Origin of the sequence: Phreatobacter oligotrophus (genome assembly GCF_003046185.1) — a bacterium.
Taxonomy (GTDB): Bacteria; Pseudomonadota; Alphaproteobacteria; order Rhizobiales; family Phreatobacteraceae; genus Phreatobacter; species Phreatobacter oligotrophus.
The window spans coordinates 18268-43667 of sequence record NZ_PZZL01000010.1 but is presented as its reverse complement, the minus strand read 5'-3'; the positions used below and the strand labels follow the sequence as shown (position 1 = coordinate 43667).

Annotated in this window: 19 protein-coding genes; 9 read left to right on the top strand and 10 right to left on the bottom strand. The window is 68.9% G+C overall.

The features are described from left to right. The first annotated feature begins 66 nt into the window (after positions 1-66). Positions 67-2253, top strand: a complete 2187-nt coding sequence (recD2, locus tag C8P69_RS19195) for an SF1B family DNA helicase RecD2 (protein ID WP_108179063.1) — start codon at positions 67-69, stop codon at positions 2251-2253. Between the two features lie 640 nt (positions 2254-2893). Here the strand turns inward: recD2 and C8P69_RS19190 are convergent. Continuing rightward, positions 2894-3628 (bottom strand): sulfite exporter TauE/SafE family protein, encoded by a 735-nt coding sequence (locus C8P69_RS19190; RefSeq protein WP_211353847.1) that lies wholly within the window; start codon positions 3626-3628, stop codon positions 2894-2896. Positions 3629-3768: 140 nt separating this feature from the next. Between C8P69_RS19190 and C8P69_RS19185 the strand changes: the two genes are divergently transcribed. After that, positions 3769-4491 carry an ArsR/SmtB family transcription factor gene (locus C8P69_RS19185; protein WP_108179061.1) on the top strand — a complete coding sequence of 241 codons (723 nt, stop codon included), beginning with the start codon at positions 3769-3771 and terminating at the stop codon, positions 4489-4491. A gap of 31 nt (positions 4492-4522) precedes the next feature. Here C8P69_RS19185 and C8P69_RS19180 read toward each other — a convergent pair whose 3' ends face one another. Next, entirely contained in the window at positions 4523-6154 is a 1632-nt protein-coding gene (locus tag C8P69_RS19180) for an outer membrane beta-barrel protein (RefSeq protein ID WP_245902143.1), read from the bottom strand. A gap of 243 nt (positions 6155-6397) precedes the next feature. Between C8P69_RS19180 and C8P69_RS19175 the strand changes: the two genes are divergently transcribed. Beyond that, positions 6398-6958 carry a hypothetical protein gene (locus C8P69_RS19175; protein ID WP_108179060.1) on the top strand — a complete coding sequence of 187 codons (561 nt, stop codon included), beginning with the start codon at positions 6398-6400 and terminating at the stop codon, positions 6956-6958. Between the two features lie 7 nt (positions 6959-6965). On the opposite strand, the gene C8P69_RS19170 is transcribed toward C8P69_RS19175, so the two are convergent. The 7 genes from C8P69_RS19170 to C8P69_RS19140 form a co-directional block, all read right to left on the bottom strand. Further along, positions 6966-9440 carry a DUF3772 domain-containing protein gene (locus C8P69_RS19170; RefSeq protein ID WP_108179059.1) on the bottom strand — a complete coding sequence of 825 codons (2475 nt, stop codon included), beginning with the start codon at positions 9438-9440 and terminating at the stop codon, positions 6966-6968. A 112-nt stretch (positions 9441-9552) separates the two neighbouring features. Then, the gene (locus C8P69_RS19165) at positions 9553-11514 is read right to left on the bottom strand and encodes an AsmA family protein (RefSeq protein ID WP_146167384.1); all 1962 of its coding nucleotides are present in this window, start codon (positions 11512-11514) and stop codon (positions 9553-9555) included. A 202-nt stretch (positions 11515-11716) separates the two neighbouring features. Next, positions 11717-12376 (bottom strand): 3-oxoacid CoA-transferase subunit B, encoded by a 660-nt coding sequence (locus C8P69_RS19160; RefSeq protein ID WP_108179057.1) that lies wholly within the window; start codon positions 12374-12376, stop codon positions 11717-11719. A 14-nt stretch (positions 12377-12390) separates the two neighbouring features. Beyond that, a complete protein-coding gene (locus tag C8P69_RS19155; protein WP_108179056.1) occupies positions 12391-13098 on the bottom strand; it encodes a CoA transferase subunit A in 708 nt (235 codons plus the stop codon). 139 nt (positions 13099-13237) lie between these two features. Next, positions 13238-14524 carry a TRAP transporter large permease gene (locus C8P69_RS19150; protein ID WP_108179055.1) on the bottom strand — a complete coding sequence of 429 codons (1287 nt, stop codon included), beginning with the start codon at positions 14522-14524 and terminating at the stop codon, positions 13238-13240. Further along, entirely contained in the window at positions 14521-15030 is a 510-nt protein-coding gene (locus C8P69_RS19145) for a TRAP transporter small permease (protein WP_245902142.1), read from the bottom strand. The genes C8P69_RS19150 and C8P69_RS19145 overlap by 4 nt, the downstream gene beginning before the upstream one ends. 65 nt (positions 15031-15095) lie before the next feature. After that, entirely contained in the window at positions 15096-16151 is a 1056-nt protein-coding gene (locus C8P69_RS19140) for a DctP family TRAP transporter solute-binding subunit (protein ID WP_108179054.1), read from the bottom strand. Positions 16152-16530: 379 nt separating this feature from the next. Here C8P69_RS19140 and C8P69_RS19135 point away from each other — a divergent pair, with 379 nt between their 5' ends. From C8P69_RS19135 to C8P69_RS19110, 6 genes are all read left to right on the top strand, one after another. Beyond that, the gene (locus tag C8P69_RS19135; protein WP_108179053.1) at positions 16531-17388 is read left to right on the top strand and encodes an ABC transporter ATP-binding protein; all 858 of its coding nucleotides are present in this window, start codon (positions 16531-16533) and stop codon (positions 17386-17388) included. Next, positions 17388-18272, top strand: a complete 885-nt coding sequence (locus C8P69_RS19130) for a branched-chain amino acid ABC transporter permease (protein WP_108179052.1) — start codon at positions 17388-17390, stop codon at positions 18270-18272. The genes C8P69_RS19135 and C8P69_RS19130 overlap by 1 nt, the downstream gene beginning before the upstream one ends. Before the next feature lie 2 nt (positions 18273-18274). After that, on the top strand, positions 18275-19318 hold the full coding sequence (locus C8P69_RS19125) for a branched-chain amino acid ABC transporter permease (protein WP_108179051.1): 1044 nt from the start codon (positions 18275-18277) through the stop codon (positions 19316-19318). Positions 19319-19373: 55 nt separating this feature from the next. Further along, positions 19374-20555, top strand: a complete 1182-nt coding sequence (locus C8P69_RS19120; RefSeq protein ID WP_108179050.1) for an ABC transporter substrate-binding protein — start codon at positions 19374-19376, stop codon at positions 20553-20555. A 62-nt stretch (positions 20556-20617) separates the two neighbouring features. Beyond that, positions 20618-21418, top strand: coding sequence for an ABC transporter ATP-binding protein (locus tag C8P69_RS19115; RefSeq protein WP_108179049.1), 801 nt, complete (start codon positions 20618-20620; stop codon positions 21416-21418). Beyond that, on the top strand, positions 21415-23289 hold the full coding sequence (locus tag C8P69_RS19110) for an AMP-dependent synthetase/ligase (protein ID WP_245902140.1): 1875 nt from the start codon (positions 21415-21417) through the stop codon (positions 23287-23289). Before C8P69_RS19115 ends, C8P69_RS19110 begins: the two co-directional genes overlap by 4 nt. 377 nt (positions 23290-23666) lie before the next feature. On the opposite strand, the gene C8P69_RS19105 is transcribed toward C8P69_RS19110, so the two are convergent. After that, positions 23667-25346 (bottom strand): acyl-CoA dehydrogenase family protein, encoded by a 1680-nt coding sequence (locus C8P69_RS19105; RefSeq protein WP_108179048.1) that lies wholly within the window; start codon positions 25344-25346, stop codon positions 23667-23669. Between the last annotated feature and the right edge of the window lie 54 nt (positions 25347-25400).

Genomic DNA, 25400 nt, shown 5'->3' with positions numbered 1-25400 from the left:
GCCGGGGGCCCGGCGGTCTAGCCTCCGCCCGCTCCCGTTCAACCAGCCATAGAGCGATTCGCCTCGATGCGCGCGAGCGCCGACCCGTCGCCGGACAGCCCGGCCGAGACCCTGACCGGCACGATCGAGCGGGTGACCTTCCACTCCCCCGCCACCGGCTTTGCCGTGCTCAAGGTGCGCGTGCGCGGCAAGCCGCAGCCCATCGCCGTGGTGGGCACGACCGCCGCCGTCGCTGCCGGCGAGATGATGACGGCCGAGGGCTCCTGGGTGAACGACCGCACCCATGGCCTGCAGTTCAAGGCCGCCCGCCTCGTCACCGCCCCGCCCGCCTCCAAGGACGGCATCGAGAAATATCTTGCCTCGGGCGCCATCAAGGGCATCGGCATCGCCACCGCCCACAAGATCGTCCAGGCCTTCGGCAAGCGCACCTTCGAGGTGCTGGATTCCGAGCCGCACCGCCTCAAGGAGATCGTCGGCCTCACCGAGGCCCGCATTCGCCGCATCACCGAGAGCTGGGCCGAGGACCGCATCGTCCGCGACCTCGGCGTCTTCCTCCAGGAGCATGGCCTTGGCCTCGGCCAGGCGGCGCGGGTCTATCGCGCGCTCGGCACCGACGCCATCGGCCTCATCCGCCAGGACCCCTATCGCCTCGCCCGCGACGTCAAGGGCATCGGCTTCCTCACCGCCGACCAGGTGGCGGTGTCGCTGGGCCTTGCCCGCGATGCGCCGGAGCGCCTGCGCGCCGGCATCACCTATGCGCTGCAGGAGGCCCGCGACGACGGCCATACCGGCCTGCCGCGCGAGGAGGCCGTGGCTCTTGCCGCGCGCCTGCTCGAGGCCGACGAGCGCCTCGTCGCCGAGGCCGCCGATGCCGAGGTCGCCGCCCGCAATCTCGTCGCCGACACGCTGCGCGGCGAGCCGCACCTCTTCCTGAAGGAGCTGCACCGCGCCGAGAAGATCATCGGCGAGCGGCTGCGCGACCTGTCGAAAGGCTCGCCGCCCTGGGGCAGGATCGACCTCGACACCGAGGTGCCGCGCGTCGAGGCGCGCACCGGCAAGGCGCTCGCCCCCTCGCAGCGCGAGGCGCTGGCCACCATCCTCTCCGCCAAGGTCTCGGTGATCACCGGCGGCCCCGGCGTCGGCAAGACGACGCTGCTCGACACGATCCTCAAGCTGCTGACGCGGCAGGAGGTGAAGGTCACTCTCGTCGCCCCGACAGGCCGGGCCGCCAAGCGCATGACCGAGCAGACGGGGCTGGAGGCCAAGACCATCCACCGCCTGCTCGAGATCGACCCGGAATTCGGCGCCTTCTCCCGCGGCCGCGAGAACCTGCTCGAATGCGACCTGCTGGTGGTCGACGAGACCTCCATGGTCGACGTGCCGCTGATGCTCGCCCTCGTCGAGGCGCTGCCGGCCGATTCAGGGCTCCTGCTCGTCGGCGACGTCGACCAGCTGCCCCCCGTTGGACCGGGCCAGGCGCTCGCCGACATCATCGCCTCGGGCCTCGTGCCGGTGGCGCGGCTGACGGAGGTCTTCCGCCAGGCCGAGGCGAGCCGCATCATCTCCACCGCCCACTCCATCAACCGCGGCGAGATGCCGGAGCCGGTGCCGGCCGGCGCCGAGAGCGACTTCTACTGGGTGGAGGCCTCGACCCCCGAGAGCGGCCTCGCCAAGATCATCGAGATGGTCAAGGAGCGCATCCCCCGCCGCTTCGGGCTCGACCCGATGCGCGACGTGCAGGTGCTGGCGCCGATGAACAAGGGCGTGCTCGGCGCCCGCAACCTCAACATCGAGCTGCAGAAGGTGCTGAACCCCCCGGCTGGCCGCTCCATCGAGCGCTATGGCTGGACCTATGCCGCCGGCGACCGGGTCATGCAGACCGCCAACGACTATGACCGCGACGTCTTCAACGGCGATCTCGGCCAGGTGCTGCGCATCGACCAGGAGGAGGGCGAGCTCGTCGCGCTCTTCGATGGCCGGCAGGTCTCCTATTCCTTCGGCGACCTCGAGAACCTCATGCCGGCCTATGCGACGACCATCCACAAGAGCCAGGGCTCGGAATATCCGGCGGTGGTCATCCCGGTGACGACGCAGCACTACGCCATGCTGGCGAGGAACCTCATCTACACGGCTGTGACGCGTGGGCGGTCGCTGGTGGTGATGGTCGGCGAGACGCGGGCGCTGCGTATCGCCGTCGATGGCGGGCGGATGAAGCCGCGGGTCACCAAGCTGCGGGAATGGCTGGAGGGCTAGGGCCGGGGACCTGTGCCTGGCACGACCCAAGTGCGTCCTTCGAGGCTCGGCCGTTCCGGCCTCGCACCTCAGGATGAGGGAGGGGGGAGCCTTGCAGGCAGCACGGATCGGACCCTGCATCTCGCCCCGGTGTGCCAAGCACTACGCTCCTCATCCTGAGGTGCGAGCCCAGAGGGCGAGCCTCGAAGGACGCACTTGGGGCGTGCAGGCCTAATCGTGGAGTCGATACACACGACGGCCCATCACAGGACCAGCGCGACCCTCACCTCTCCCCAGCGGGGAGAGGTCGCCGAGCGCGAGCGAGGCGGGAGAGGGGGAGAGCCCCCACCGGATAAGCCTGATCCCCCTCTCCCGGCCTGCGGCCGACCTCTCCCCACTGGGGAGAGGTGAAGGGGGTGCCTTTTCCAGGGAGCGCGGCTCCCTGGGGTGACGGGCAGTGCAGCGCGAGGACGGTGCGGGTGGGGCCTTCGCTTGTGGCGTTCGCACCCGAACCTCTCACCGTCATGCCCGCCCCTGTGGCGGGCATCCACGAATGTCCTCAAGCACGGTGGTCAAGTCGTGGATGGCCGGGACAAGCCCGGCCATGACGGGCTGAGGTTCGCGCGCCTCACGTGGCGAGCGCCCCGGCCCTCCTACCCCCTCACATCAGCGGCTTCAGCGCCAGATGCGCGCCGAGCACGAGGAGCCCGATCATGAACCAGGTCCGGAACGCCGCCGCGCTGATCCGCGAGCGCACCACCTGGCCGAGCCACATGCCGACCAGCGCCGGGGCCAGCATGGCGAGCGAGGTGAGCGCCGTGCCGCCCGCCAGAACCCCCTGGCTGAACAGCCCGAAGCCGAGCGCCACCGTCGCCACCAGGAAGGTGATGCCCAGCGCCTGGACGAGGTCGTCCTTCTCCAGCCCCAGCGCCTGCAGATAGGGCACCGAGGGCATGACGAAGATGCCCGTGCCCGCCGAGACGACGCCCGTCAGCAGCCCGACCACCGGCGACAGCCAGGGCTCCGCCCCGGCCGGCACCCTCGGCCGCAGCGGCGACAGCCCGAGCCCGGCATAGAGCATCAGCGTGACGCCGAGCGCCGCCGACGCGATCCCCGCCGAGGCCCCGGCGATGATGCCGCCGCCCGCCCAGGTACCGATGGCGATGCCGGCCAGCAGGGTGCCGAGGCGGCGCGTCAGCGGCCAGAGGTTCGGCCCGGCCGCCACCTGCCAGACATTGGTCAACAGCGAGGGCACCAGCATCCACGCCGCGGCCTGGGCCGGCGGCACGACGAGGCTCAGGAGACCCACCGCGATGGTCGGCAGCCCCAGCCCGATCACGCCCTTCACGAAGCCGGCGATGACGAAGACGATGGCGGCGGCGACGAGGGTGACCATGGAACCTCCGGGGGTGGCACGTGCCGCCAGACTGGCCCCGGCCGGCCGGACGACGGTTCGGCCCCGGCCGAAGCATCGCCGCGCCATCCGGTATAGTCTCAAGCCCGTCGATCCCGCACTCCCTCATGAGGCAGCCAGCGATGAAGGAAGGCCCGTCCATCGCCAGCGTCGCGGCGCTGATCGGCGATCCCGCCCGCGCCAACATGCTCGCCGCGCTGATGAGCGGCCGGGCGCTGACCGCCGGCGAACTCGCCCGCGAGGCCGGCATCGCCGCCCCCACCGCCAGCGGCCATCTCGCCCGCCTGCGCGAGGCCGGGCTGGTGCTGGTGGAGGCACAGGGCCGCCACCGCTATGTGCGCCTCGCCGGGCCGGAGGTCGCCGCCGTGCTGGAGGGACTGATGGGCCTCTCCGCCCGCGACGGCCGCCTGCGCACCCGTCCCGGCCCCCGCGATCCGGCGCTCCGCACCGCCCGCGTCTGCTACGACCATCTCGCGGGCGAATGGGGCGTCCGGCTCTACGATGCGCTCCTTGCCGATGGCCGTCTCGACGCGGCCGGTGGCAGTCCGGTCCTCACGACCCGCGGCCGCGCCTTCTTCGCCGCCGAGGGCATCGACCTCGCCGCGGCTGCCTCATCGCGCCGGCCGCTCTGCCGCGCCTGCCTCGACTGGAGCGAGCGCCGGCCGCATCTCGCGGGCGCCCTCGGCCGGGCGATCCTCGACCATGCGATCGCGCGCCACTGGCTGCGGCGCGTGCCGGAGAGCCGGGCCCTGGCCGTCACGCCGCCGGGGCTCTCGGCCTTCCGCGCCTGGACCGCGGCGGCCGACCCGGCCAATGCGGACACCCTTCGCTCCGAAGCCGGTTAGGATGATCGCGGAGAGCCGGGCTCGGCGCTGGTCAGAAGTGCAGGATCATGTCCATCGATCCGATGATGGCCCGGCTGCGGGTCGGCGCGATGCCGAGATTCCCATTGCCGTTGAGGGCGCGGCCGTCGAGTGACCAGTAGACAGCCACCTCCGGCCGGATCTCCAACTGCGGCGAGAACCAGTGCTGCCAGCCGAGGCCGGTATTGACATAGCGCGACTTCACGCCTGTCCGCTGGCCCTGCCGGTCGTCGAAGAATTCCAGCCGCAGCGTGACATTGTCCATCGTCGAGGGACGGTAGTTCACATAGGCGAGGTAGGTCTGGACCGAGGCGTTGCAGGACAGTTGCGTCGCGGTGGCGCAGAAGGCCATGCCGGGCGCGTTGAAGGGCTGGGACTGCGGCATGCCGCCGGCCAGATAGGCCGCCACCATGGCCGGGTTGTTCGCATTGGCGACGCCCCGCTGGTACATCCGATAGGTCTCGAAGGCGATGTGCCATTCGGCGTTGAACTTGTGATAGTAGGTCAGGCCGAACCATTGCAGGTTGTTGTAGCCCCACTGGCCGCCATTGATGCCGTTGGCGACGGCATAGACGCTGTCATTGCCGGAATCGCTGGTCCAGCGGACCCCTGCCGTCACGCTCGGCTGGGCGCCTGGATCCTTCTTGAAGGTCGGCCCCGGATAGAGCGCGTTGGGGAAGGGATTGAACACCCGCTGGCCCATGTTCCACGGCATGGTGTCGGTGCCAACCGACAGCCCGAGCTGCACGAACCAGTTGCGGGTGAGCGCCAGCGTGCCGTTGATCCCCGTATTCGTGTAGTTGTCGAACGTGTACGTCATCGAATGCGAGTACATGTAGTTGTTCGGTGCCAGCTGCGCCTCGATGTCTGGCAGTGAGATGTAACGACCGAAACGGATCAGCAGGCCTTCGGCAATCTGCGGGATGAACAGCTCGCCATAGGCCATGGGAATGTCATAGCCGTAATTGTTGTTGCGCTGGAGCAGCTGGCCGCTGAACAGGCCGTAGGCGCTGGTGTAGCGGTAGTTGGTGCCGAAAATCGGCGCGATCCGGAACCCCCAGTCGATCCGGTCCTTCTGCACCGTGTCGGGCAGGCGCTCGATATAGACCACGGCCTGGTCGAGCTGCACCGTGTTGGGATTGTAGAGATAGGCTGCTGGCGCGTTGCCGCCGCGCACACTGTTGGAGCTGACGTTGCCGCCGACATTCAGCCAGCCATAGATCTGGATGTGGCTGTCCCGCAGGGCGCGGCCGACCGGTGTGTTGGCGATGGCGTTCATGAACGGACTGTCGACGGAATTGGGCCGCGTCACACCGATCGAGGTCGCGCCGCCATAGGGCCATTCGGTGAACGGCATGGGCGGCGTGGAGTGCGGCGTCGCTGGCCAGATCTGCCGGCGCGCAGGGGGCGCATTGGGGTCGGAAGGGGCGCTGTCGCGACCCCATACCAGCTTGTGGTAGCGGAAGAAGCGTTCAACGACGTTGTCGCCGAGATAGGGGGCGAGGCAGCCATAGGTCTGGTAGGGGTCCCCACCGCTCGGGCAGGCCGCCTGCCCTCGCGCATCGGCGGGAGCGCCATGGGCGAGGCCCGACGGGGCCATGATGGCCGCGAGGAGGGCCATGAGGGAAACGTGGGGCGGTCGCATGATCGCAACCTCGGGTCGCAAGCCGTTGAAAGGACGGGCAGACCTTGAGGGGAGGACACGTAACGCCGCCATGGCGAAACCGGCGACCGCGCGCAAACGGAGCGTAAAGGCGACGGTGTGCGCGCGGCCTTGCGGAAACATACCGCTACGAAACGGGCTGATACCGCAACAATTCGGTCCGGATTGATGCCACAAACCCCGGGCCATCTCTGGGATCAGGTTTGGCGTTGGACGGAGAGGTCCGTGGGCAAGGTGGTTCAGCAGGTGGCGGCCGTTGGCCGCAGTCTGGCCGGGCAGGTCGTCGTCTCGATTGTCGCGACCGCGGCCGCGGCCTTCATCGTGCCGCCGCTGGTCGAGCGCGCGGCCCCGGGCCTGCTCTTCAGCGCCCGCGAGAAGCCGGCCGCCGTGCAGGTGGCCGCTCCCGAACACTTCGAAGCCGCCTTCCTCTGGCCCCCCGCGACGCCGCCCGCCAGCGCCCAGGATCTCGAGCCGCCGCAGGCGACGCTTCCCGCCGTCGTGCCCGTTCCCTCGCGCCCGCAGCGCCAGGCACAGGCGCAGGCCCAGTCGCAGGCGGTCGCCGGCAATCCCGCTGCCGTCCGCCGCAGCTCAGCGCCGCCGCGCCCGGCAGCCCCCGTCGCGCCGCCGCCCGGCGCGCCCCTCGAGCTTGCCAGCATGATCGCGCCGAAGCCGCCCGCCCCGGAGAAGCGGACCCTGCTCGGCATTCCCGTGCCGCCCCTGCCCTATGAACAGGCCGTCGCCGGGACCCTCGCCAAGGCGCGCGACGCGGTCCGCAGCCTCTTCTGACGTCGCCTCAGGCCTTGCGGCCCGGCTCCTTCGGCGGCGTCGGCTCGGCCGGACGCGGCTCCTGCGGCAGCGACTCCGCCTCCACCGGCACGCCGTTCTCCGGCTCCGCCGTCTGCACCCGCTGCACCGGCGGCGCGATGATGATGCCGTTCTTGCGGAAGCTGTTGAGGATGGCGAGCTGCAGGTCGGAGCGGGTGGTCAGGCCATACTCGACATTGGTGACGACCCCGCGCAGCTCGAATTCGAGGCCGAGATCGCCGAAACGCATGAGGAAGACGCGCGGCGGCGGGTCCTGCACGATGTAGCGGTTCTGGCAGGCGGCCTGGATCATCAGGTCGCGCACCAGGTCGGGGTCGGAATCGTAGGCGACGCGGACGGGGATGGTGATCCGGCTCAACGTGTTCGACAGCGTCCAGTTCTTGACCACGCCGGTGATGAGTTCGGCATTGGGCAGGATGACGGTGGCGCGGTCGAAGGTCTCGATCTCGGTGGAGCGCACCGAGATCTTGCGGACATGGCCCTCCTCGCCCTTCACCACGATGGAATCGCCGACGCGGATCGGCCGTTCCGCCAGCAGGATGAGGCCGGAGACGAAGTTCTGCACGATGGATTGCAGGCCGAAACCGATACCGACCGACAGCGCACCGGCGATGATGGTGATGTTGGAAAGGTCGAGGCCGATCTGGCGCAGCACCAGGCCACCGACGAGCGCGAAGCCGGCATAGCCGACGATGGTGCCGACCGAATTCTGCAGGCCGGAATCCATGCCGCTGCGCGGCAGCACCTTCTCGCGGAACCAGGCCATGGCGGCGCGCAGCGCCAGAAGGCCGATGGCGAGCACCAGCGCGGCGCTGGCGATGGTGAGGCCGATGGACCGCACCTCGGCGAAGCGCACGCCGAAGAAGGCGTCCTCCAGCGAGGCCGCCGCCCCGCCGAAGCCCCAGGGACCGAAGACCGCCAGGGCCGAGCCGAAGAGCACCACGACGTGGAGGAAACCGCCGAACAGCGTGCCGATGAGATCCAGCCGGTCCGGACGGATGCCGATGGCGGCGGAGACGGAGCGTCCGCGCACCGTGGTCGGGCCGAACCATTCGGCGATCACCGTGTCGAGCAGCACGAGGATCATCAGGGTCACGGCGGCGATGACCACCGCGGCGGCGATGCGGCTGGCGAGGAAGGCGGCCAGCGCCGTGTAGCCGGCGATGAGGGCGATGGCGATGATGCCGAGGCCGAGCCACAGGGCCGGCCGGGTCCAGGCCCAGGGCTGGCGCGGGGCTGCGGCCGCCGCTTCCGGCACGCCGCCATCCTCCTCCTCCACGCTGCGCTCCATGGTGCTGCGCAGGAACAGGAAGATGACGACGCCGACGCCGATGGCGGTGAGGCTGGTGATGAAGACGGTGACCGCGAAGGGCGCGATCATCACCCGCGCGAAGGCCAGTGCGACGAGGCCGAGGGCGACGACCCAGACCGCCGCGCGCGTCGAGCTGAACACGCTCTCGGCGAAGGCGTCGGGCAGGTTGACCAGCCGGTAGGCCGGCGCGCCCGGGGCCATCACGCCCTGCATCACGCCGCGGGTGACGGCAATCACCAGCACCGCCGTGAAGACCGCACCGACGATGGGCTGAGCCCGTGGCAGGACCAGTTCGAAGTTCTGGATGATGAGCAGCGGCACGCCGACGAGGATCGGCAGGACGATGGACCTCTCGAGGGCGGTGCGGATCGCCGCGCCGACCAGCGCCAGTTTCGAGGCGGGGACATCGGCCGGCGTCGCGTAGAGGCCGTAGCGCCTGGCCTGGCGATAGGCCCAGAACAGGAAGACCGCCGCCAGCAGGCCGACCGCGAAGGCGACCGCCAGACGCCCGGCGCCGGCGATGTCGGCGAGGTGATGCCACCAGTCCTCGAGCAGGAACTGTCCGGCGCGGCCGAGCGTCGGCAGGCCTTCGCTGAGCTGCATCCAGAACCGCGGGTCGACGACGGGAATGGAGCGCTCGAAAAGCTGGGCGGTGAAGAGCTGGCGCCGCCGGTCGGTGATGCGCTCGGCGATCTGCTCGATGCGGACCTGCTGGACCTTCAGCGCGCGGACGCGCCCGTCGAGTTCGGCGACGGCGCGGGTCTGCTCCTCGCGATGCTGGCGCGCCTCGGCGGCCTCCGGCGGCGCGTTGTCGGCCGGCCTCGGCCCGAGCTGGTTCAGCCGGTCGCGCGCCTCGGCGAGACGCGGCTCGACCGAGGCGAGGGCCGTCGAAAGGCTTTCGCGCAGGGGGTCGAGGCGATTGCGCAGCTCGGTCAGCTCCACCTCGCCGAGGGGCCGCTCCAGCGTCGCCTCGACCTGGTCGAGATAGGCGCGGGCCGTGTCGATGGCCGCCTGGGCCGATCCCGGAGCGGCGGAGGTGGCACCGCCCGGCACCTGGGCGCTGGCCTGGGGCGCGGATGCGGCGAGGCCGAGGACGAGGAGGGCGGCGAGGATCAGGCGAAGGGCTGGCATCGGGCGCGGGTCGAAGCTCTGGGGAGGAATCGGGACAGCGAATCGGCAGCGATGACCTTGCCATGCCGCGGCGGGCTCCGACGAGGCCGCAGGTTACGGCCGCATGGCACCGTCAGGGACGCGGGGAGGCCGGCGGGAAAGCGCCATAGGCCGAGGCCGGCGGCGGCAGGGCGTCGGGGTCGAAGCCGGCTTGCCGGTTGATGGCATCGAGCACCGCTTTCAGGGCGTCGCGGTCGCGGGTGGTGTCGCGCAGCGGGGCGGCGGCGCCGGACCGGCGGATGAGGATCTGCGGGTCGGGCAGGACGAAGGGATCGTCCCATGAGCCCTGGACCACGAAGGGCAGCTCGAAATTGCCCTCGCCCGGCCGCGGGCTCGCCGAGGCGGTCCGCTTCAGCGTCGCCACGCCCCGCAGGTCGAGGTCACGCACGGGGAGCTGCGAGGTGCCTTCCATCCGCACCGTAACCACCTGTCCGTCCATCACCATGTCGGTGGTCACCGCCACGCCGCCGATGATGCGGATGGTGGCGGAGATGCGGTCATAGGGCGTGCGGCCGGACCGGGCGTCCTGGCCGGCGGCGGCGAGCGGGCGGCGTTCCAGCCGCCGCAGGATGGCCTCGGCGTTGAAGCCCTGGAGCGAGCCTTCGATGGCGGTCAGCGTCACCTGGCCGGAGGCGGTGCGGGCGAGGCTCGCCATCGTGTCGCCGCGGGCCTCGATGGCGGCCTGCAGGTTGGCGGTGCCGTCGAGCCGGCGGAAGCCGAACCACTCGCCAAGGCCCTGGCCGAGCTGGGCGCGCTGGACGCTCAGGGTCGCCCGCAGCTCCATCTCCTCGCCGGCCGGCGTCACGGCGAGCGTGCCGCTCAGCGTGCCGCCATAGGCGATGGCCTCGCCGAGGGTGGCGGAGATGCGGCCGTTGCGGGCGGTGATGAGAGCGGCGGAGCGGCCGAACTCGGCCTGCCCGATGACCAGCTCGCGCGCCGAAACACGCAGGTCGAGGTCGATCGCCGCCACGGCCGAGAGGTCGATGGGCCGGCGGCTCCAGCCACGCCCCGGCTCCGGCGACAGGTGCAGGTCACGGAAATAGGTGGTCGCCACGACGCGGCCGGCATCCAGCGTGCCGCGCACCAGCGGCCGGTTGCCCGCGAAGCTGACCGACAGCGCGCCTTCCGCGACATTGCCGTCGAGTTCGGCATTGACCTTGCCGAAGGCGAGCGCGTTCGGCAGCACCTCGACCTGCCCCTTGAGGGCGAAGGCGCCGAGCGAGGGGCCGATGCCGGGGTTCTGCCCGAGCCAGCGCAGCAGGTTGCGCAGCGAGGGACCCTCGGCGGTCAGCGCCCCGTTGGCGGTGACCGTGTCGCCATTGGTGAGTGTGCCCTCGAAACCGCCGCGCAGGGGCGTGGAGGTGAAGCGCATCTTGAGGCCGGTCGGCTCGGCGATGAACAGCGCCTGCGGCCGGGCGAGCACGGCATTGATCTCCAGCGGCTCGCCGTTGACCGTCAGGCGGCCGGAGAGGTTCGCCTGGCGCTCGCCGCCGGGCCAGGACACCGCGAAATCGACGTCGCGGATCTCGGTGCGCGACTGGCTCAGCCCGTCGACGATGGTGGCGCGGCCCTCGGTGATGCGGAAATCGGTGAGCCCGGCCTGGCGCTCGCGGGCGGCGCTGCGCAACCGGTCGAAGGCGCGGTCCCAGTTGGAGCGGCCGTCGGCAGCGACGCGCACCATGATCTGCGGGCGATGGATCGTGTAGTCGGAGATCACGAGGTGGCCGGCGAGGAGCGGCAGCAGGCGCAGCGAGCCGGTGATGCTCTCCGCCCTGACCGGCGGTTCGCCGGTCTGCGTCTCGTCGCCGAAACGCACGTCGTCGAGGCGCACCGAGAGTTGCGGGAAGACCGACAGGGTGATGCCGCCGCGAATCGCCACGGGCAGGCCAAGCCGCTGGGAGAGCTCGGCGGTCGTCGTGGCCCGCACCGTCTCCGTCGGCAGCAGCAGCGGCACGAGCAGCAGCAGGGCCGCGAAGACGGCGAAGAACCCGCCGGCAGCTGCAGCGATGCGCTTGAGAGGTGAGGTGAGGGTCACGCGAGGTGGTCCCGGTCCCGGCTGTGCCCGTCTGCGGTCAAGCGGGCCGTGAAGTTCCAATCCTGTGGATCGGGACCATCGACGAGCCCCGTGGCATTTCGATGGCCGAGGGCAGGTCGCGGCAGGGCCGCGACCATATGCCCATGATACCGCCTGCCATCGCGGCCAGGCGAGCCCTGCCGCGACGGCGCTGGAATGATCGTCAGGCGGCGGCCGCGAGGTCGGGCGCCACCGCGAAGGCAGCTTCCGTGTTGGCCTTGATCTCGTCGAGCGTGACGCCCTCGGCGAGCTCGACCAGGGTCATGCCGGAGCCGCCCTTCTTGTCGATGGCGAAGACGCCGAGATCGGTGATGACGAGGTCCACAACCGCCGCGCCGGTCAGCGGCAGGGTGCAGCGCTTCAGCAGCTTCGGGCCGTCCTTGGCCGTGTGCTCCATCACCACCACGACCTTCTGCACGCCGGCGACGAGGTCCATGGCGCCGCCCATGCCCTTCACCATCTTGCCGGGGATCATCCAGTTGGCGAGGTCGCCGTTCTCCGCCACCTGCATGGCGCCGAGGATGGAGAGGTTGATGTGGCCGCCGCGGATCATCGCGAAGCTGTCCGACGAGGAGAAATAGCTCGTCGTCGGCAGCTCGGTGATCGTCTGCTTGCCGGCATTGATGAGGTCCGGATCCTCCTCGCCCTCGAAGGGGAAGGGGCCCATGCCCAGCATGCCGTTCTCCGACTGGAGCTGCACGGTCATGCCGGCGGGGATGTGGTTGGAGACCAGCGTCGGGATGCCGATGCCGAGGTTCACGTAGAAGCCGTCGCGCAGTTCCTTGGCGGCGCGGGCGGCCATCTGGTCACGGGTCCAGGCCATGCTCTCGTCTCCTCTCAGGCTGCTTTCGGGCGGGTGGTGCGCTGCTCGATGCGCTTCACGGCGTTCGGCACATGGACGATGCGCTTCACATAGATGCCGGGCGTGTGGATCAGGTCGCCGTCGATCTCGCCGACCTCGACGAGGTGTTCGCACTGTACGATGGTCATGCGCGAGGCGGTGGCCATCATCGGGTTGAAGTTGCGGGCGGTCTTGCGGAAGACGAGGTTGCCCTCCTTGTCGGCCTTCCAGGCATGGACCAGCGAGATGTCGGCGAACAGGCCGCGCTCCATCACATAGGTCTCGCCGTCGAACTCGCGGACCTCCTTGCCGTCGGCGATGACGGTGCCGACGCCGGTCTTGGTGAAGAAGGCCGGGATGCCGGCGCCGCCGGCGCGGATGCGCTCGGCCAGCGTGCCCTGCGGGTTGAATTCCAGCTCCAGCTCGCCGGAGAGGAATTGCTGGGCGAAGAGCTTGTTCTCGCCGACATAGGACGAGATCATCTTCTTGATCTGCTTGGTCTCCAGCAGGATGCCGAGGCCGGCCCCGTCGACGCCGGCATTGTTCGAGATGACGGTGAGGTTCTTCGCCCCCGACTCGCGCACTGCCTCGATCAGCACGTCCGGAATGCCGCAGAGGCCGAAGCCGCCGGACATGATGGTCATGCCGTCCTTGATCTGGCCCGCCAGGGCGTCCCTGGCCGAGGAAAAGACCTTCGAACTCATTGTCTGTCGCCTCCCGGGGGGCTCTCGGGCCCCCGTCGATCCCGGCCGCGCACGGCCATTTCAAGTCGCCGCGACAATGGGGGATTTTCCGCGGTGCATCAAGGATGAACCGGTCGTCAGGTTCGCCCCGTTCGTCGCATCAGTAACCCAGCGTACGTGGCAGCCACAGGGCGAGGTCGGGCACCATCGCGACCATCGCCATGGCCGCGGTCATCGCCAGCACCATCCAGATCACCCAGGGGACCGTCGCCTCCATGGGCACCCGCGCGATCTTGCAGGACACCATCAGGTTGACGGCGACGGGCGGCGTGAACTGGCCGATGGCGATCATCATGGTGAGGATGACGCCGAACCAGACGAGGTCCCACGAGAAGGAGTTGGCGATCGGGATGAGGATGGGCAGCAGGATCAGGTAGATCGAGATGCCATCGAGGAACATGCCGACGATGATGAGCAGGATCACGAGCAGGGCCAGCGTCCCCGTCGCGCCGAGGCCGAGCCCGACAATGGCGTCGGCGATCGGCTGGACGATGCCGAGCGTCGAGATCGACCAGGCGAAGACCGAGGCGAGCGCCACGACGATCAGGATGACGGCCGAGAGCTCGCCGGCCTCCACCAGCATCTCGTAGACGTCGCGCAGGGTCAGCGTGCGGTAGATGAAGAAGCCGATGAAGAGCCCGTAGGCGACGGCGATGACGGCGGCCTCCGTCGGGGTGAAGGCGCCCGAGCGCATGCCGCCGAGAATGACCACCGGCGCCATCAGGCCCCAAAAGGCCTCCTTGAACGTGCCCCAGACGGTCAGGGCGTCGCCGGTCTGGCGGGTCTTGCCGCCGAAGTCCTTGATCCACGAAATGACGAGGATCGGCACGATGATGGCGAGGCCGGCGAGGATGCCGGGGATCATGCCCGCCGCGAAGATGGCCGGGACCGACACGCCCGGCACCATCACCGCATAGATGATGAAGGCAATGGAGGGCGGGATGAGGATGTCGGTGGCGGCCGCAGCGCCGACCGTCGAGGCGATGAAGGCGCGGGGATAGCCGTCCTTCACCATGGAATCGGTGACCACCTGCCCGACGGCCGCCGATGTCGCCGGACCCGAGCCCGAAATGCCGCCGATCACCATGGCGACCAGCACCGAGACGGTGGCGAGCGCCCCGCGCCCGGCGCCGACCAGCGCGGTGGCGAACCGCACGAGGCGCAGCGCCACGCCGGTCCGGTCGAAGACCGAGCCGACGAGGACGAACATCGGGATGGCGATCAGCGGGTACTTGGCGATGCCGGCATAGACGTTGGTCGGCACGGCGAGGATGCTCTGTCCGGCGATGACGATGGCGAGCGTCCCGGCGAGGCCGAGGGAAATGCCGACCGGGATGGCGGCGGCCAGCATCACGAAGAAGGCGGCGAAGAGGACGAGGCCGGTCATGCGTCTTCTCCCCGGGCAAGGCGGATGAAGCGGCCGACGGCGCGCGCAATGACGGCGATGGAGAGCAGCGGCATGATCCCCGTATAGATCCACTGGGGATTGCCGAGGCCGGGGGAGAGCACCTCGAAACGGTACTCGTCCCAGGCCAGGCGGCCGCCATGGACGAGCAGGATGCCGAAGCAGATGATGACCGCCACCATGGCGATCATCTCGAACCGTCGCCGCAAGGCCGGGGTCATGGCATCGATCGCCACGCCGATCCGGATGTGGCGTCCCGCCGCCACGGCCAGCGACGAGCCGACCATGGTGACGACCACCATCAGCACCACCGAATATTCCTCCGTGAAGGCGAAGGAGACATTGGTGAGATAGCGCACCACCACATTGCCGAAGGTGATGAGGGCCATCGCCGCCATGGCTGCGGCAATCAGCATTTCCTCGATCTTGAGCGGGACGCGCGGCTTCGGGATCGGCTGGCTGGCCGTGGGATCGAGTTCGACGGACAAGGGAGAGGCCTTCGCAAGAGGGGCGCAGCCGGCGCAGGCCGGCCGCGCCCGGGATCGAACGGCGATCAGCTCGCGGCGTTGGCCGCGGCTTCCGCCTTCCTGACGAGGTCGGCGCCGACCTGCGCCGCCCACTTGTCGAAGACCGGGCGGGTGACGCGGGCGAAGGCGCGCTTCTCCTCCGTCGTCAGCGACACGGTGGCGACGCCGCGCTTCGTCAGTTCCTCGAGCGAGGACTTGTCGTTCGGGTCGAGCACGCCGAGGCCCTTGCGGGTCGCGGCGATCTGCACCTTCGCCGCGTCGCGGGCGCTCTCACGGACGATCTCCTTGTCGGCCGCCGAGAACGTGTCCCAGACGGGCTTCGCCACATGGAATAGCCCGGCATCGACGCAGTAGTTCCAGATCGTCATGTGCTTCTGGGCCAGCGCATCCATCTTCAGCCCGAGGAACAGGTTGACCGGGTTCTCCTGCCCGTCGACGGCCCCCGTCGACAGCGCCGGCTGAAGGTCGGCGAAGGACATCTGCACCGGGTTGGCGCCGAGGCCGTTATAGATGTCGGCGAAGATGGCGCCGGCGGCGAAGCGGATCTTCAGGCCGCGCAGGTCCTCCGGCTTCTGGATCGGCCGCTTGGAGTTGGACAGCTCGCGGAAGCCGTTCTCGCCCCAGGCGAGCGGCACCACGTCGCGCGTCTCCATCACCTTGAACAGCGTCTGGCCGACCTCGCCATTGACGATGGCGTCGAAGGCCCGGTGGTTCGGCATCAGGAAGGGCAGCGAGAACAGGTTCATCTCGCGCACCTGCGGCGAGATGTTGATGGTCGAGGAGACCGTGAAGTCGATGACGCCCTGGCGCATGGCCACGAGCTCGCGGGTCTGGTCGCCGCCGACGAGCTGCGAGCCTGGATAGACCTTGACGTTGATGCGGCCGTTGGTGCGCTGCGTCACCATCTCGGCCCACTGGAACGCGCCCTCCGACAGGGCGATGGGGCGGTTGCCGACGACCGAGAGCTTGTACTCGCTCTTCAGCGTCTGGGCCTTCGAGACCCAGGGCGCCATGACCGCGGCGCCGAGACCTGCAACCGCGATGCGGCGCGACAGAACGATATGCGACTTGCGCTCCGACATGAGCGCCTCCTTCCCTGAACAGCGTTTCGTGGCCCTTGTCCGGGCTCTTCCGGCCCGGTCTGGTGCGATCATGGGCCGATGGTGCCTGCGCTGGCAAGTTCCGCCATCGGATGGCTGTCCGCCGCTAGGGATGGCGAGGGGGACCGCGGCGCGCCGCGCCCCCTGTGTCGAATGGCTGAGTTTTGCTGGCTTTCGCCAGGGGGTGCGACCACACGCCATCCTCCAAAGGGCAGAATCCGGCACTTTCCGTACGGATTTGAATTGACCTCGCCATACCCTCGGGTAGGTTTTGCCCCGCACGGACCGGCGATCGGCCGTGCGGGAACGCATCGGCGACCGAAGACGGCATCAAGCCGCGGGGACGCCTTCCAGGGAGGAGATGGCGGTGTCGCCATTGCATCCGGCCGCGCCTGTTCGGCCGCCAGCCGCTCGTCTCGACGTCGAGGATCTGTCGTTGCAGTTCGGCGGCGTGAAGGCGCTCGACGGCATCGAGCTTCACGTCGAGCCGGGCTCCATCACCGCCCTGATCGGCCCGAACGGCGCCGGCAAGACCTCCGCCTTCAACGCCATTTCCGGCTTCTACAAGCCGAAGACCGGCCGCGTGCTGCTCGACGGGCAGGACATCACCAACGTCCCCGCCCGCGACCGCGCCAAGCTCGGCCTTGCCCGCACCTTCCAGAACATCGCGCTCTTCCGCGGCATGACCGTGCTCGACAACATCAAGCTCGGTCGCCACGCGCACCTGACCACCGGCGTGTTCGACGCCTTCCTCTACTGGGGCAAGGCCAAGCGCGAGGAGATGGAGCTGCGCGCCGAGATCGAGCGCGACGTCATCGATTTCCTCGAACTCGACCACATCCGCAACGTGCCCGTGGCGATCCTGCCCTACGGCCTGCAGAAGAAGGTCGAGCTCGCCCGCGCCCTCGCCATGCGGCCGCGCATCCTCATGCTCGACGAGCCGGTGGCCGGCATGAACCGTGAGGAGACCGAGGACATGGCCCGCGCCATCCTCGACGTGCGCGACGAGTGGGGCGTCACCGTCCTCCTCGTCGAGCACGACATGGGCATGGTCATGGACATTTCCGACCATGTCTGCGTGCTGAACTTCGGCCGCCGCATCGCTGCCGGCACGCCGGCCGAGGTGCGCGCGAACCCCGACGTGATCAAGGCCTATCTCGGCGGCTCCGGCGACCCGCGCAAGGGCACCGATCCTGCCGCCGTCAGCGAGGTTGCGTGATGGCGATCGAATTCATCGACATCGTCGAGACGAGTCTGGCCGGCCTCGGCACCGGCTCGCTCATGGCGCTGACCGGCGTCGCCTTCGTCATCATCTACAAGGCCACCAAGGTCATCAATCTCGCCATCGGCGAGATGCTGATGATCGGCGCCTTCGTCTTCTACGGTTTCTCGGCGGGCCTGGCGCTGCCCATCTGGGCCTCGGTGCCGGCGACGCTGGTCGTCGCCGCGCTGATCGGCGGCGTCATCGAGCGGACGATGATCCGCCCGCTGCTCAAGGACAATCCGGTCTCCGTCTTCATGGTGACGATCGGCCTGACCTCGGTGCTGATCGGCGTCGTCGAGCTCGTCTGGTCGGCCGAGCCGCGCCGCCTCCCCGAGTTCCTGCCGCAGCAGCCGGTGCTGCTCGGCGACGCCTTCATCCCCTCGAAGACCGCCTATTCCTTCCTGATCGCCTCGGCCGTGATGGCGGTGCTGATCACCGTCTTCGCCTTCTGGCGCGGCGGCATCGCGCTGCGTGCCACGGCAACCGACCGCGCCGCGGCCTCGTCGGTCGGCATCGACGTTCCCGGCGTCTTCTCCTTCTCCTGGATGCTCGCCGCCACCGTCGCGGCGCTCGCCGGCATCCTCGTCGGCTCGGTCGGCGGCATCTCCTCGGCCATGGGCCTCTTCGGCCTCTCGGTCTTCGTCGTGGTGATCGTCGGCGGGCTCGACTCGATCCTCGGCGCGCTCATCGCCGGCCTCTTCATCGGCTGGCTCGAGGCCATGGTCGGCCGCTTCCTCGGCGGCGAGTTCAAGCTGCTCGCCACCTTCTCCATCCTGCTCATCGTGCTGGTCGTCAGGCCCTACGGCCTGTTCGGCACGCACGAAATTGAGAGACTCTGATCATGCGCGTCGCCACCGCCAAGGAGAGCTACGCCGCCGACCAGGGCCTGTTCAAGACCGACACCCAGAAGGTCTGGTTCGGCCTGCTGCTCGCCGCCCTCGTCCTCTTTCCCCTGCACGGCTCGAACTACTGGATGTTCCTCGCCGTACTGGTGATGATCAACATCATCTCCACCACCGGCCTGAACATCCTCACCGGCTATACCGGTCAGGTGAGCCTCGGCCACGCCGCCTTCATGGCGGTGGGTGCCTATACCGTCGCCTTCTTCGACGGCCGCTTCGACACGCCGGTCCTCTTGAACCTCGTCCTCGCCGGGGCGGTGGCCGCCTTCATCGGCTATCTCGTCGGCCTGCCGTCGCTGCGCATCAAGGGCCTCTACCTCGCTATCGCGACGCTGGCGGCCTCCGTCATCCTCGGCTTCATCTTCCTCAACTGGACGCCGGTGACCGGCGGCCTGCGCGGCCTCAACGTGCCGACCGCCACCATTGCCGGCATCGAGCTCGCCACGCCCGACCGCCTCTACTGGCTGGTCATGCCCATCACCGTGATCATGGTGCTGGCGGCGAAGAACCTCTTCCGCACCCGCGTCGGCCGCGCCTTCATCGCCATCCGCGACCGCGACATCTCCGCGGAAATCATCGGCATCTCGCTGCTCAAGTACAAGCTGACGAGCTTCGCCATCTCGTCCTTCTATGCCGGCGTCGCGGGGGGCCTTTGGGCCTATCTCTTCCGCGTCGTGACGCCGGAGAGCTTCCCGGCGCTGGCCTCCATCTTCTTCCTCGCCGCCGTCATCGTCGGCGGGGCCGGCACCATCATCGGCGGCATCTTCGGTGCCGTCTTCATGACGCTGATCCCCGAGTTCCTGAAGCTCGCCGCCACCGCGGTCGTGCCCTGGTTCCCGGACGCGCCGATCTATCTCGCGCCCGTCCGCGCCATCATCTTCGGCCTGCTCATCATCGGCTTCCTCATCTTCGAACCCATGGGGCTCGCGGAGATGTGGCGCAGGACGCGCCGCTACTTCGCCCTGTGGCCGTTCAGGACGTGAACCCAACCCACAAGAACCGCCGCCAAGGCGGACGACAACCCCAGAGGAGACACCCATGACCCGTCTGTCCCGCCGTGCATTCAGCCAGCTCGGCCTCGGCGCCGCGCTCGTCTCGACCGCTTCCGGCCGCGCCTTCGCCCAGGCCCCCGAGCTCGTCATCGGCGCCGCCAACCCGATGTCCGGCGTCTTCGCCTTCGCCGGCGTCGAGGGCTTCGAGGGTGGCCGCGACCACTTCGAATTCGTCAACCGCAACGGCGGCGTCGGCGGCCGCCGCATCCGCTACGTCAACGAGGATTCGGGCTACCGCGTCGACAACGCCGTCGCCATCTTCACCCGCATCACCTCGCAGCATCAGACGCCGGTCTTCTTCGGCGACTCCACCGGCTTCCAGAAGGCCATCAATCCCGAGCTGAACCGCCGCGGGTCGACCGTCATGGCCGGCGCCTCCTTCGCCTCGGAGATCGACAATCCCCAGGCCTTCCCGAACCAGTGGATTCCCGGCCCGAACTACTCCGACCAGTTCCGTGTCCTGCTGCGCTACATCGCCAGCCAGAAGAGGGGCGCCTCGGTGGTCTTCGTGTACTCGGACACCGAGTTCGGCCGTGACCCGATCGCCGCCGGCGAGGCCGAGGCCAGGCGCCTCGAGCTCAACGTCGTCGAGAAGATCGTCACCCAGCCGGGTTCGGTCGACGTCTCCGGCGACGTGCTGAAGATCCGTCGTCGCAATCCCGACTACGTCATCTTCCACGGCTACGTGCTGCAGCCGATTCCGGAGTTCATGGCCCAGGCCCGCCAGGCCGGCATGACCTCGCGCTTCATGGGCACCTTCTACTCCACCGACACGGTGCTGATGAACCGCGCCGGTGCTGCCGCCGACGGCTACATGGGCGTCTCCTGCTACAACTTCGACGCCAATGCCCAGGGCGCCCAGGTCGAGGCCATCCGCGCCGCCAATGTCGGCAAGACCCGGACCCACGCCTATTACCAGGGCTGGACCAACGCCATGCTGGCGGTCGAGGTGCTCCGGCGGACGCTCGCCGCCAACGAGGAGCTGAACGCGGTCAACATGATGAAGCATGCCCGCGGGCTGAAGAACTACGACACCGGCGGCGTCTTCGGCGTGCCGATCTCGATGGTCAACAACTCCTTCCCGCACGGCCGCGTCTACCAGTACTCGGCCGCCGACAAGGTGCTGAAGCCGGCCTCCGACTGGATCACCATCTCGGCCAGCGCCTGAGCCACATCCCGGGCGGCGGCGCCGTCGCCGCCCGGCCCCATCCCGCAATGCCAGAGAGAGCCATGGCTGCCACCGGCGACCTCATCCTCGAGGTGAACAACATCGAGGTGGTCTACAACAAGGCCATCCAGGCCCTGCGCGGCCTGTCGCTCGCCGTGCCGAAGGGCAAGATCGTCGCCCTGCTCGGCTCCAACGGCGCCGGCAAGTCGACCGTGCTCAAGGCGGTCTCGGCGCTGCTGCCCATGGAGAACGGCCTGGTCACCGAGGGCCGCATCACCTTCGACGGCGAGGCCGTCGAGCAGAACGCCCCGCATACGCTGGTGCGCCGCGGCCTGTTCCACGTCATGGAGGGGCGCCGCATCTTCGCCGACCTGACGGTGGAGGAGAACCTCACCGCGGCGACCTATGCGCTCACCGGCCGCGACATCGCGGCGGACTTCGACATCGTCTACCGCTACTTCCCGCGCCTCGCCGAGCGGCGCAAATCCATCGCCGGCTATCTGTCGGGCGGCGAGCAGCAGATGCTGGCCATCGGCCGCGCCCTCGTCGCCAAGCCCCGCGTCATCCTGCTGGACGAGCCCTCGCTCGGCCTCGCACCGCTGCTGGTCGAGGAGATCTTCGGCATCATCGCCCGCATCAACCGGGAAGAGGGCGTTTCCATGCTCCTCGTCGAGCAGAACGCCTCCGTGGCCCTCTCCATCGCCCATTACGGCTACATCATGGAGACCGGCCGCATCGTCATCGACGGGCCGACCGAGAAGCTCACCTCGGACCGCGACGTGCAGGAATTCTATCTCGGCCTGTCCCACAAGAGCTATCGCGACATCAAGCACTACAAGCGGCGCAAGAGGTGGCTGTCATGACCACGACCGTCCTCAAGCTCGACATGGCGCGCGAGAGCGCCGGCCCGGCGGCCGCGGCCGATCCGGCCGCCGCCCTGCCGCCTCTCTCCGTCGTCGAGATGCTGAAGAAGCATGCGACCGAGCGGGGCAACGACATCGCCATCCGCCAGAAGCGCTTCGGCATCTGGCAGCCCACCACCTTTGCCGAATACTGGCTGCGCTCCTGCCACCTGGCGCTCGGGTTCCGCGAGCTCGGCCTGACGCGCGGCGGCCATGTCGGCGTCATCTCCGAGAACCGCATCGAGTGGGTGCTGTCGCAGATGGGCGCCGGCGTCCTCGGCGCGGTGACGGTCGGCGTCTATCCGACGAGCCCGTCCAACGAGGTCGCCTACGTCCTCGACCACGCGGACTGCACCATCGTCGTCTGCGAGGACCAGGAGCAGATCGACAAGGTGGTGGAGGCCCGCGCCGACCTGCCGAAGGTCAAGAGGATCATCGCGCTGGAAAACCGCGGCCTTGCGGGCTACGAGCCCGGGCTCGTCATGACCTTCGACGAGGTCGAGGCGCTGGGCCGCGCGGCCTATGAGAAGGAGCCCGGCGTCGTCGAGACGCTGATGCGCGACCACAGCCTCTCCGACATTGCTCTGCTCATCTATACCTCTGGATCAACCGGCAAGCCGAAGGGGGCCATGCTCTCCTTCCGCAACATCCGCGCCGGTGCCAGCGGGCTGGTCGAGCGCTATGGCATCGGCGCCGGCTGGTCGACGCTCTCCTACCTGCCGCTGTGCCACGTCGCCGAGCAGGCGACGACGATCTTCGGCCCGCTCTACACCGGCAGCCAGGTCAATTTCGGCGAGAGCCTGCGCACCGTGCAGGAGGACCTGCGCGAGGTGGCCCCGACGAGCTTCCTCGGCGTGCCGCGCATCTGGGAGAAGATGCATTCCGGCATCCGGGTGAAGATGTACGAGGCCCGGCCTGCCCAGAAGTGGCTCTACAAGACGGCCTTCGACCTCTGCTCGCCCTTTGCCGACAAGCCGCGTTCGCAATGGTCGCTCGCCGAGCGCGCCAAATATGCCTTCGCCTATGTGACGGTGTTCCGCGCGCTGAAAAACGCCATCGGCCTCACCCGCTGCCGCATCGCCTTCACCGGCGCCGCGCCGATCTCGCCTGAGGTCATCCGCTTCTTCCGCACCATCGGCGTGCCGCTGGTCGAGATCTACGGCATGACCGAGACCTCCGGCGGCATCCTTGGCCAGAGGGTCGAGGACGTGGTGGTCGGCACGGTCGGCCAGCCCATGACGGGCACCCAGGTCCGCCTCGCCGAGGATGGCGAGATCATCGCCAAGGGCGCGGCCATCTTCGAGGGCTACTACAAGAACGAGGAGGCCACCCGGCAGTCCATCATCGACGGCTGGCTGCATACCGGCGACGTCGCGGAGATGAACGGTCCCCACTTCAAGATCGTCGACCGCAAGAAGGACATCATGATCACCGCCGGCGGCAAGAACCTGTCGCCGACCGAGATCGAGCATGCCGTGAAGATGAGCCCCTTCATCAAGGAGTGCATCGTCTTCGGCGACCGCCAGAAATATGTCGCCGCCCTCATCCAGATCGACATGGACACGGTCGGCAAGTGGGCGGAGATGAAGGGCATCGCCTTCACCAACTACAAGAACCTGTCGCAGGCTCCGCAGGTCGTGGCGCTGGTGCAGGACGCGGTGGACAAGGCGAACGAGACGCTCGCCCAGGTCGCCAACATCCGCCGCTTCGAGATCCTCGACAAGGAACTCGACCACGACGACGGCGAGGTCACCGCCACGATGAAGGTGCGCCGCAAGGCCATCGAGGCGAAATACGCCGACGCCATCAAGCGGCTCTACGCGGGGGCTTGACGGCTGACTGGCGGGTAGAGCCTTGGCTCCTGGACCCCCTTCCCCTCGCTCCGCTCGGCCGGGGGTGACGGGCGGTGAACCGGGGGAGACAAGAGTTCATATCCCCATGGAGAGCAAGAACCTCCGCCCGTCATGCCCGGGCTTGTCCCGGGCATCCACGAATTCTCGGAGGGCGGTGGTCAAGTCGTGGATGGCCGGGACAAGCCCGGCCATGACGGAGAGGGCTGTGCCCTTCAGGACCGGCCAACCATCCTCCAGACACGCCCACCCGTCATCCCCGGCCGAGCGAAGCGAGGGGAAGGGGATCCAGGGGTGGCAGGGCGCCACCCGGCAGCAGCTCATGACGGCCGGGCTGACCCGGCCGCCGGCTCGCAGCCTCAGTTCGCCCCATCCAGCAGGCGGCGCGCGATCACCTGCGCCTGGATCTCCGCCGCACCCTCGAAGATGTTGAGGATGCGCGCGTCGCAGAGCACGCGGCTCACCGGATATTCCAGTGCGAAGCCGTTGCCGCCATGGATCTGCAGGGCATTGTCCGCCGCCGCCCAGGCGATGCGGGCGCCGAGCAGCTTGGCCATGCCGGCCTCGAGGTCGCAGCGCCGGTCGAGGTCCTTCTGCCGCGCCGAGAAATAGGTGAGCTGGCGGGCGATCATCACCTCCACCGCCATCATCGCGATCTTGTCGGAGACGCGCGGGAAGGCGATGAGCGGCTTGCCGAACTGGATGCGCTCCTGCGCGTAGCGCAGCGCCAGGTCCATCGCCGCCTGCGCGACGCCGACGGCGCGGGCCGCCGTCTGGATGCGCGCGGCCTCGAAGGTCTGCATGAGCTGCTTGAAGCCCTGGCCCTCGACGCCGCCGAGCAGGTTCTCGGCCTTCACCTCGAAGCCGTCGAAGGAGATCTCGTATTCCTTCATGCCGCGATAGCCGAGCACCTCGATCTCGCCGCCGGACATGCCCTCAGCCGGGAAGGGGTTCTCGTCGGTGCCGCGCGGCTTCTCGGCGAGGAACATGGAAAGGCCCTTGTAGCCGGGCTCCTCCGGGTTGGTGCGCACCAGCAGCGTCATCACGTCGGCGCGGACCGGATGGGTGATCCAGGTCTTGTTGCCGGAGACCTTGTAGACATCGCCCTCGCGCACGGCGCGGGTCTTCAGCGAGGCGAGGTCGGAGCCAGTGTTCGGCTCGGTGAAGACGGCGGTCGGCAGGATCTCGCCCGAGGCGATCTTCGGCAGCCAGTGGTCCTTCTGCGCCTCGGTGCCGCCGGCGAGGATCAGCTCGCAGGCGATCTCCGAGCGGGTGCCGAGCGAGCCGACGCCGATATAGCCGCGCGACAGCTCCTCGGAGACGACGCACATGCTCTCCTTGCCGAGGCCCATGCCGCCATAGCTCTCGGGCAGCGTCAGGCCGAACACGCCGAGTTCGGCGAGCTTGGCGACGACCTCGAGCGGGATATAGGCGTTCTCCAGGTGCCACTCATGGGCATGGGGCAGCACCTCGGCCACCGAGAACTTGCGCATCTCGTCGCGGATGGCGACCAGCGTCTCGTCGAGGGCCGGGTCGCCGAAATGGCCGGAGGATTCCTGCTCCTGGACCAGGACGGCGAGGCGGGCGCGGTTCGCTGCGGTGTTGCCGGTGGCGATCAGCGTGTCGGCGGCGCCCGCAAAGCGGCGGGCGACGTCGGCGACCGAGAGGCCCACATCGACCGGGCGCACCACCTCGCCCTGGTTCATCGGGATGCCGCCGAGGATCTGGCTCAGGTACTCGCCAAGGCCGATGCGGACGATGAGGTCCTCCAGCTCGCCGAAGGTGCCGGCTGCGGCGAGGCGCTCGGCATAGGAGGCGAGCTGGCGCACGCTCTCGACGTAGGTGGCAAGCCAGGCGAGGCCATGGGTGGCGCGCTGCTCGCGCTCGATGGCGGCATTGGAGATGCGGCCGTTCTCGGTGACCATGGCGCGCACGGCGGCCGTCGCATCGGCGAGGACCGCATCCACCGCGACGACGGCGCCGCGGGCGAGGTCATGGATGTTGGCGGGCATGTCCTTCACGGCGAGCGCGGCGCTCATGGCGGCTTCCTCGTTGGTCTTGTGGTTGCTGCATTGCAAAATAACGCGGCGGCG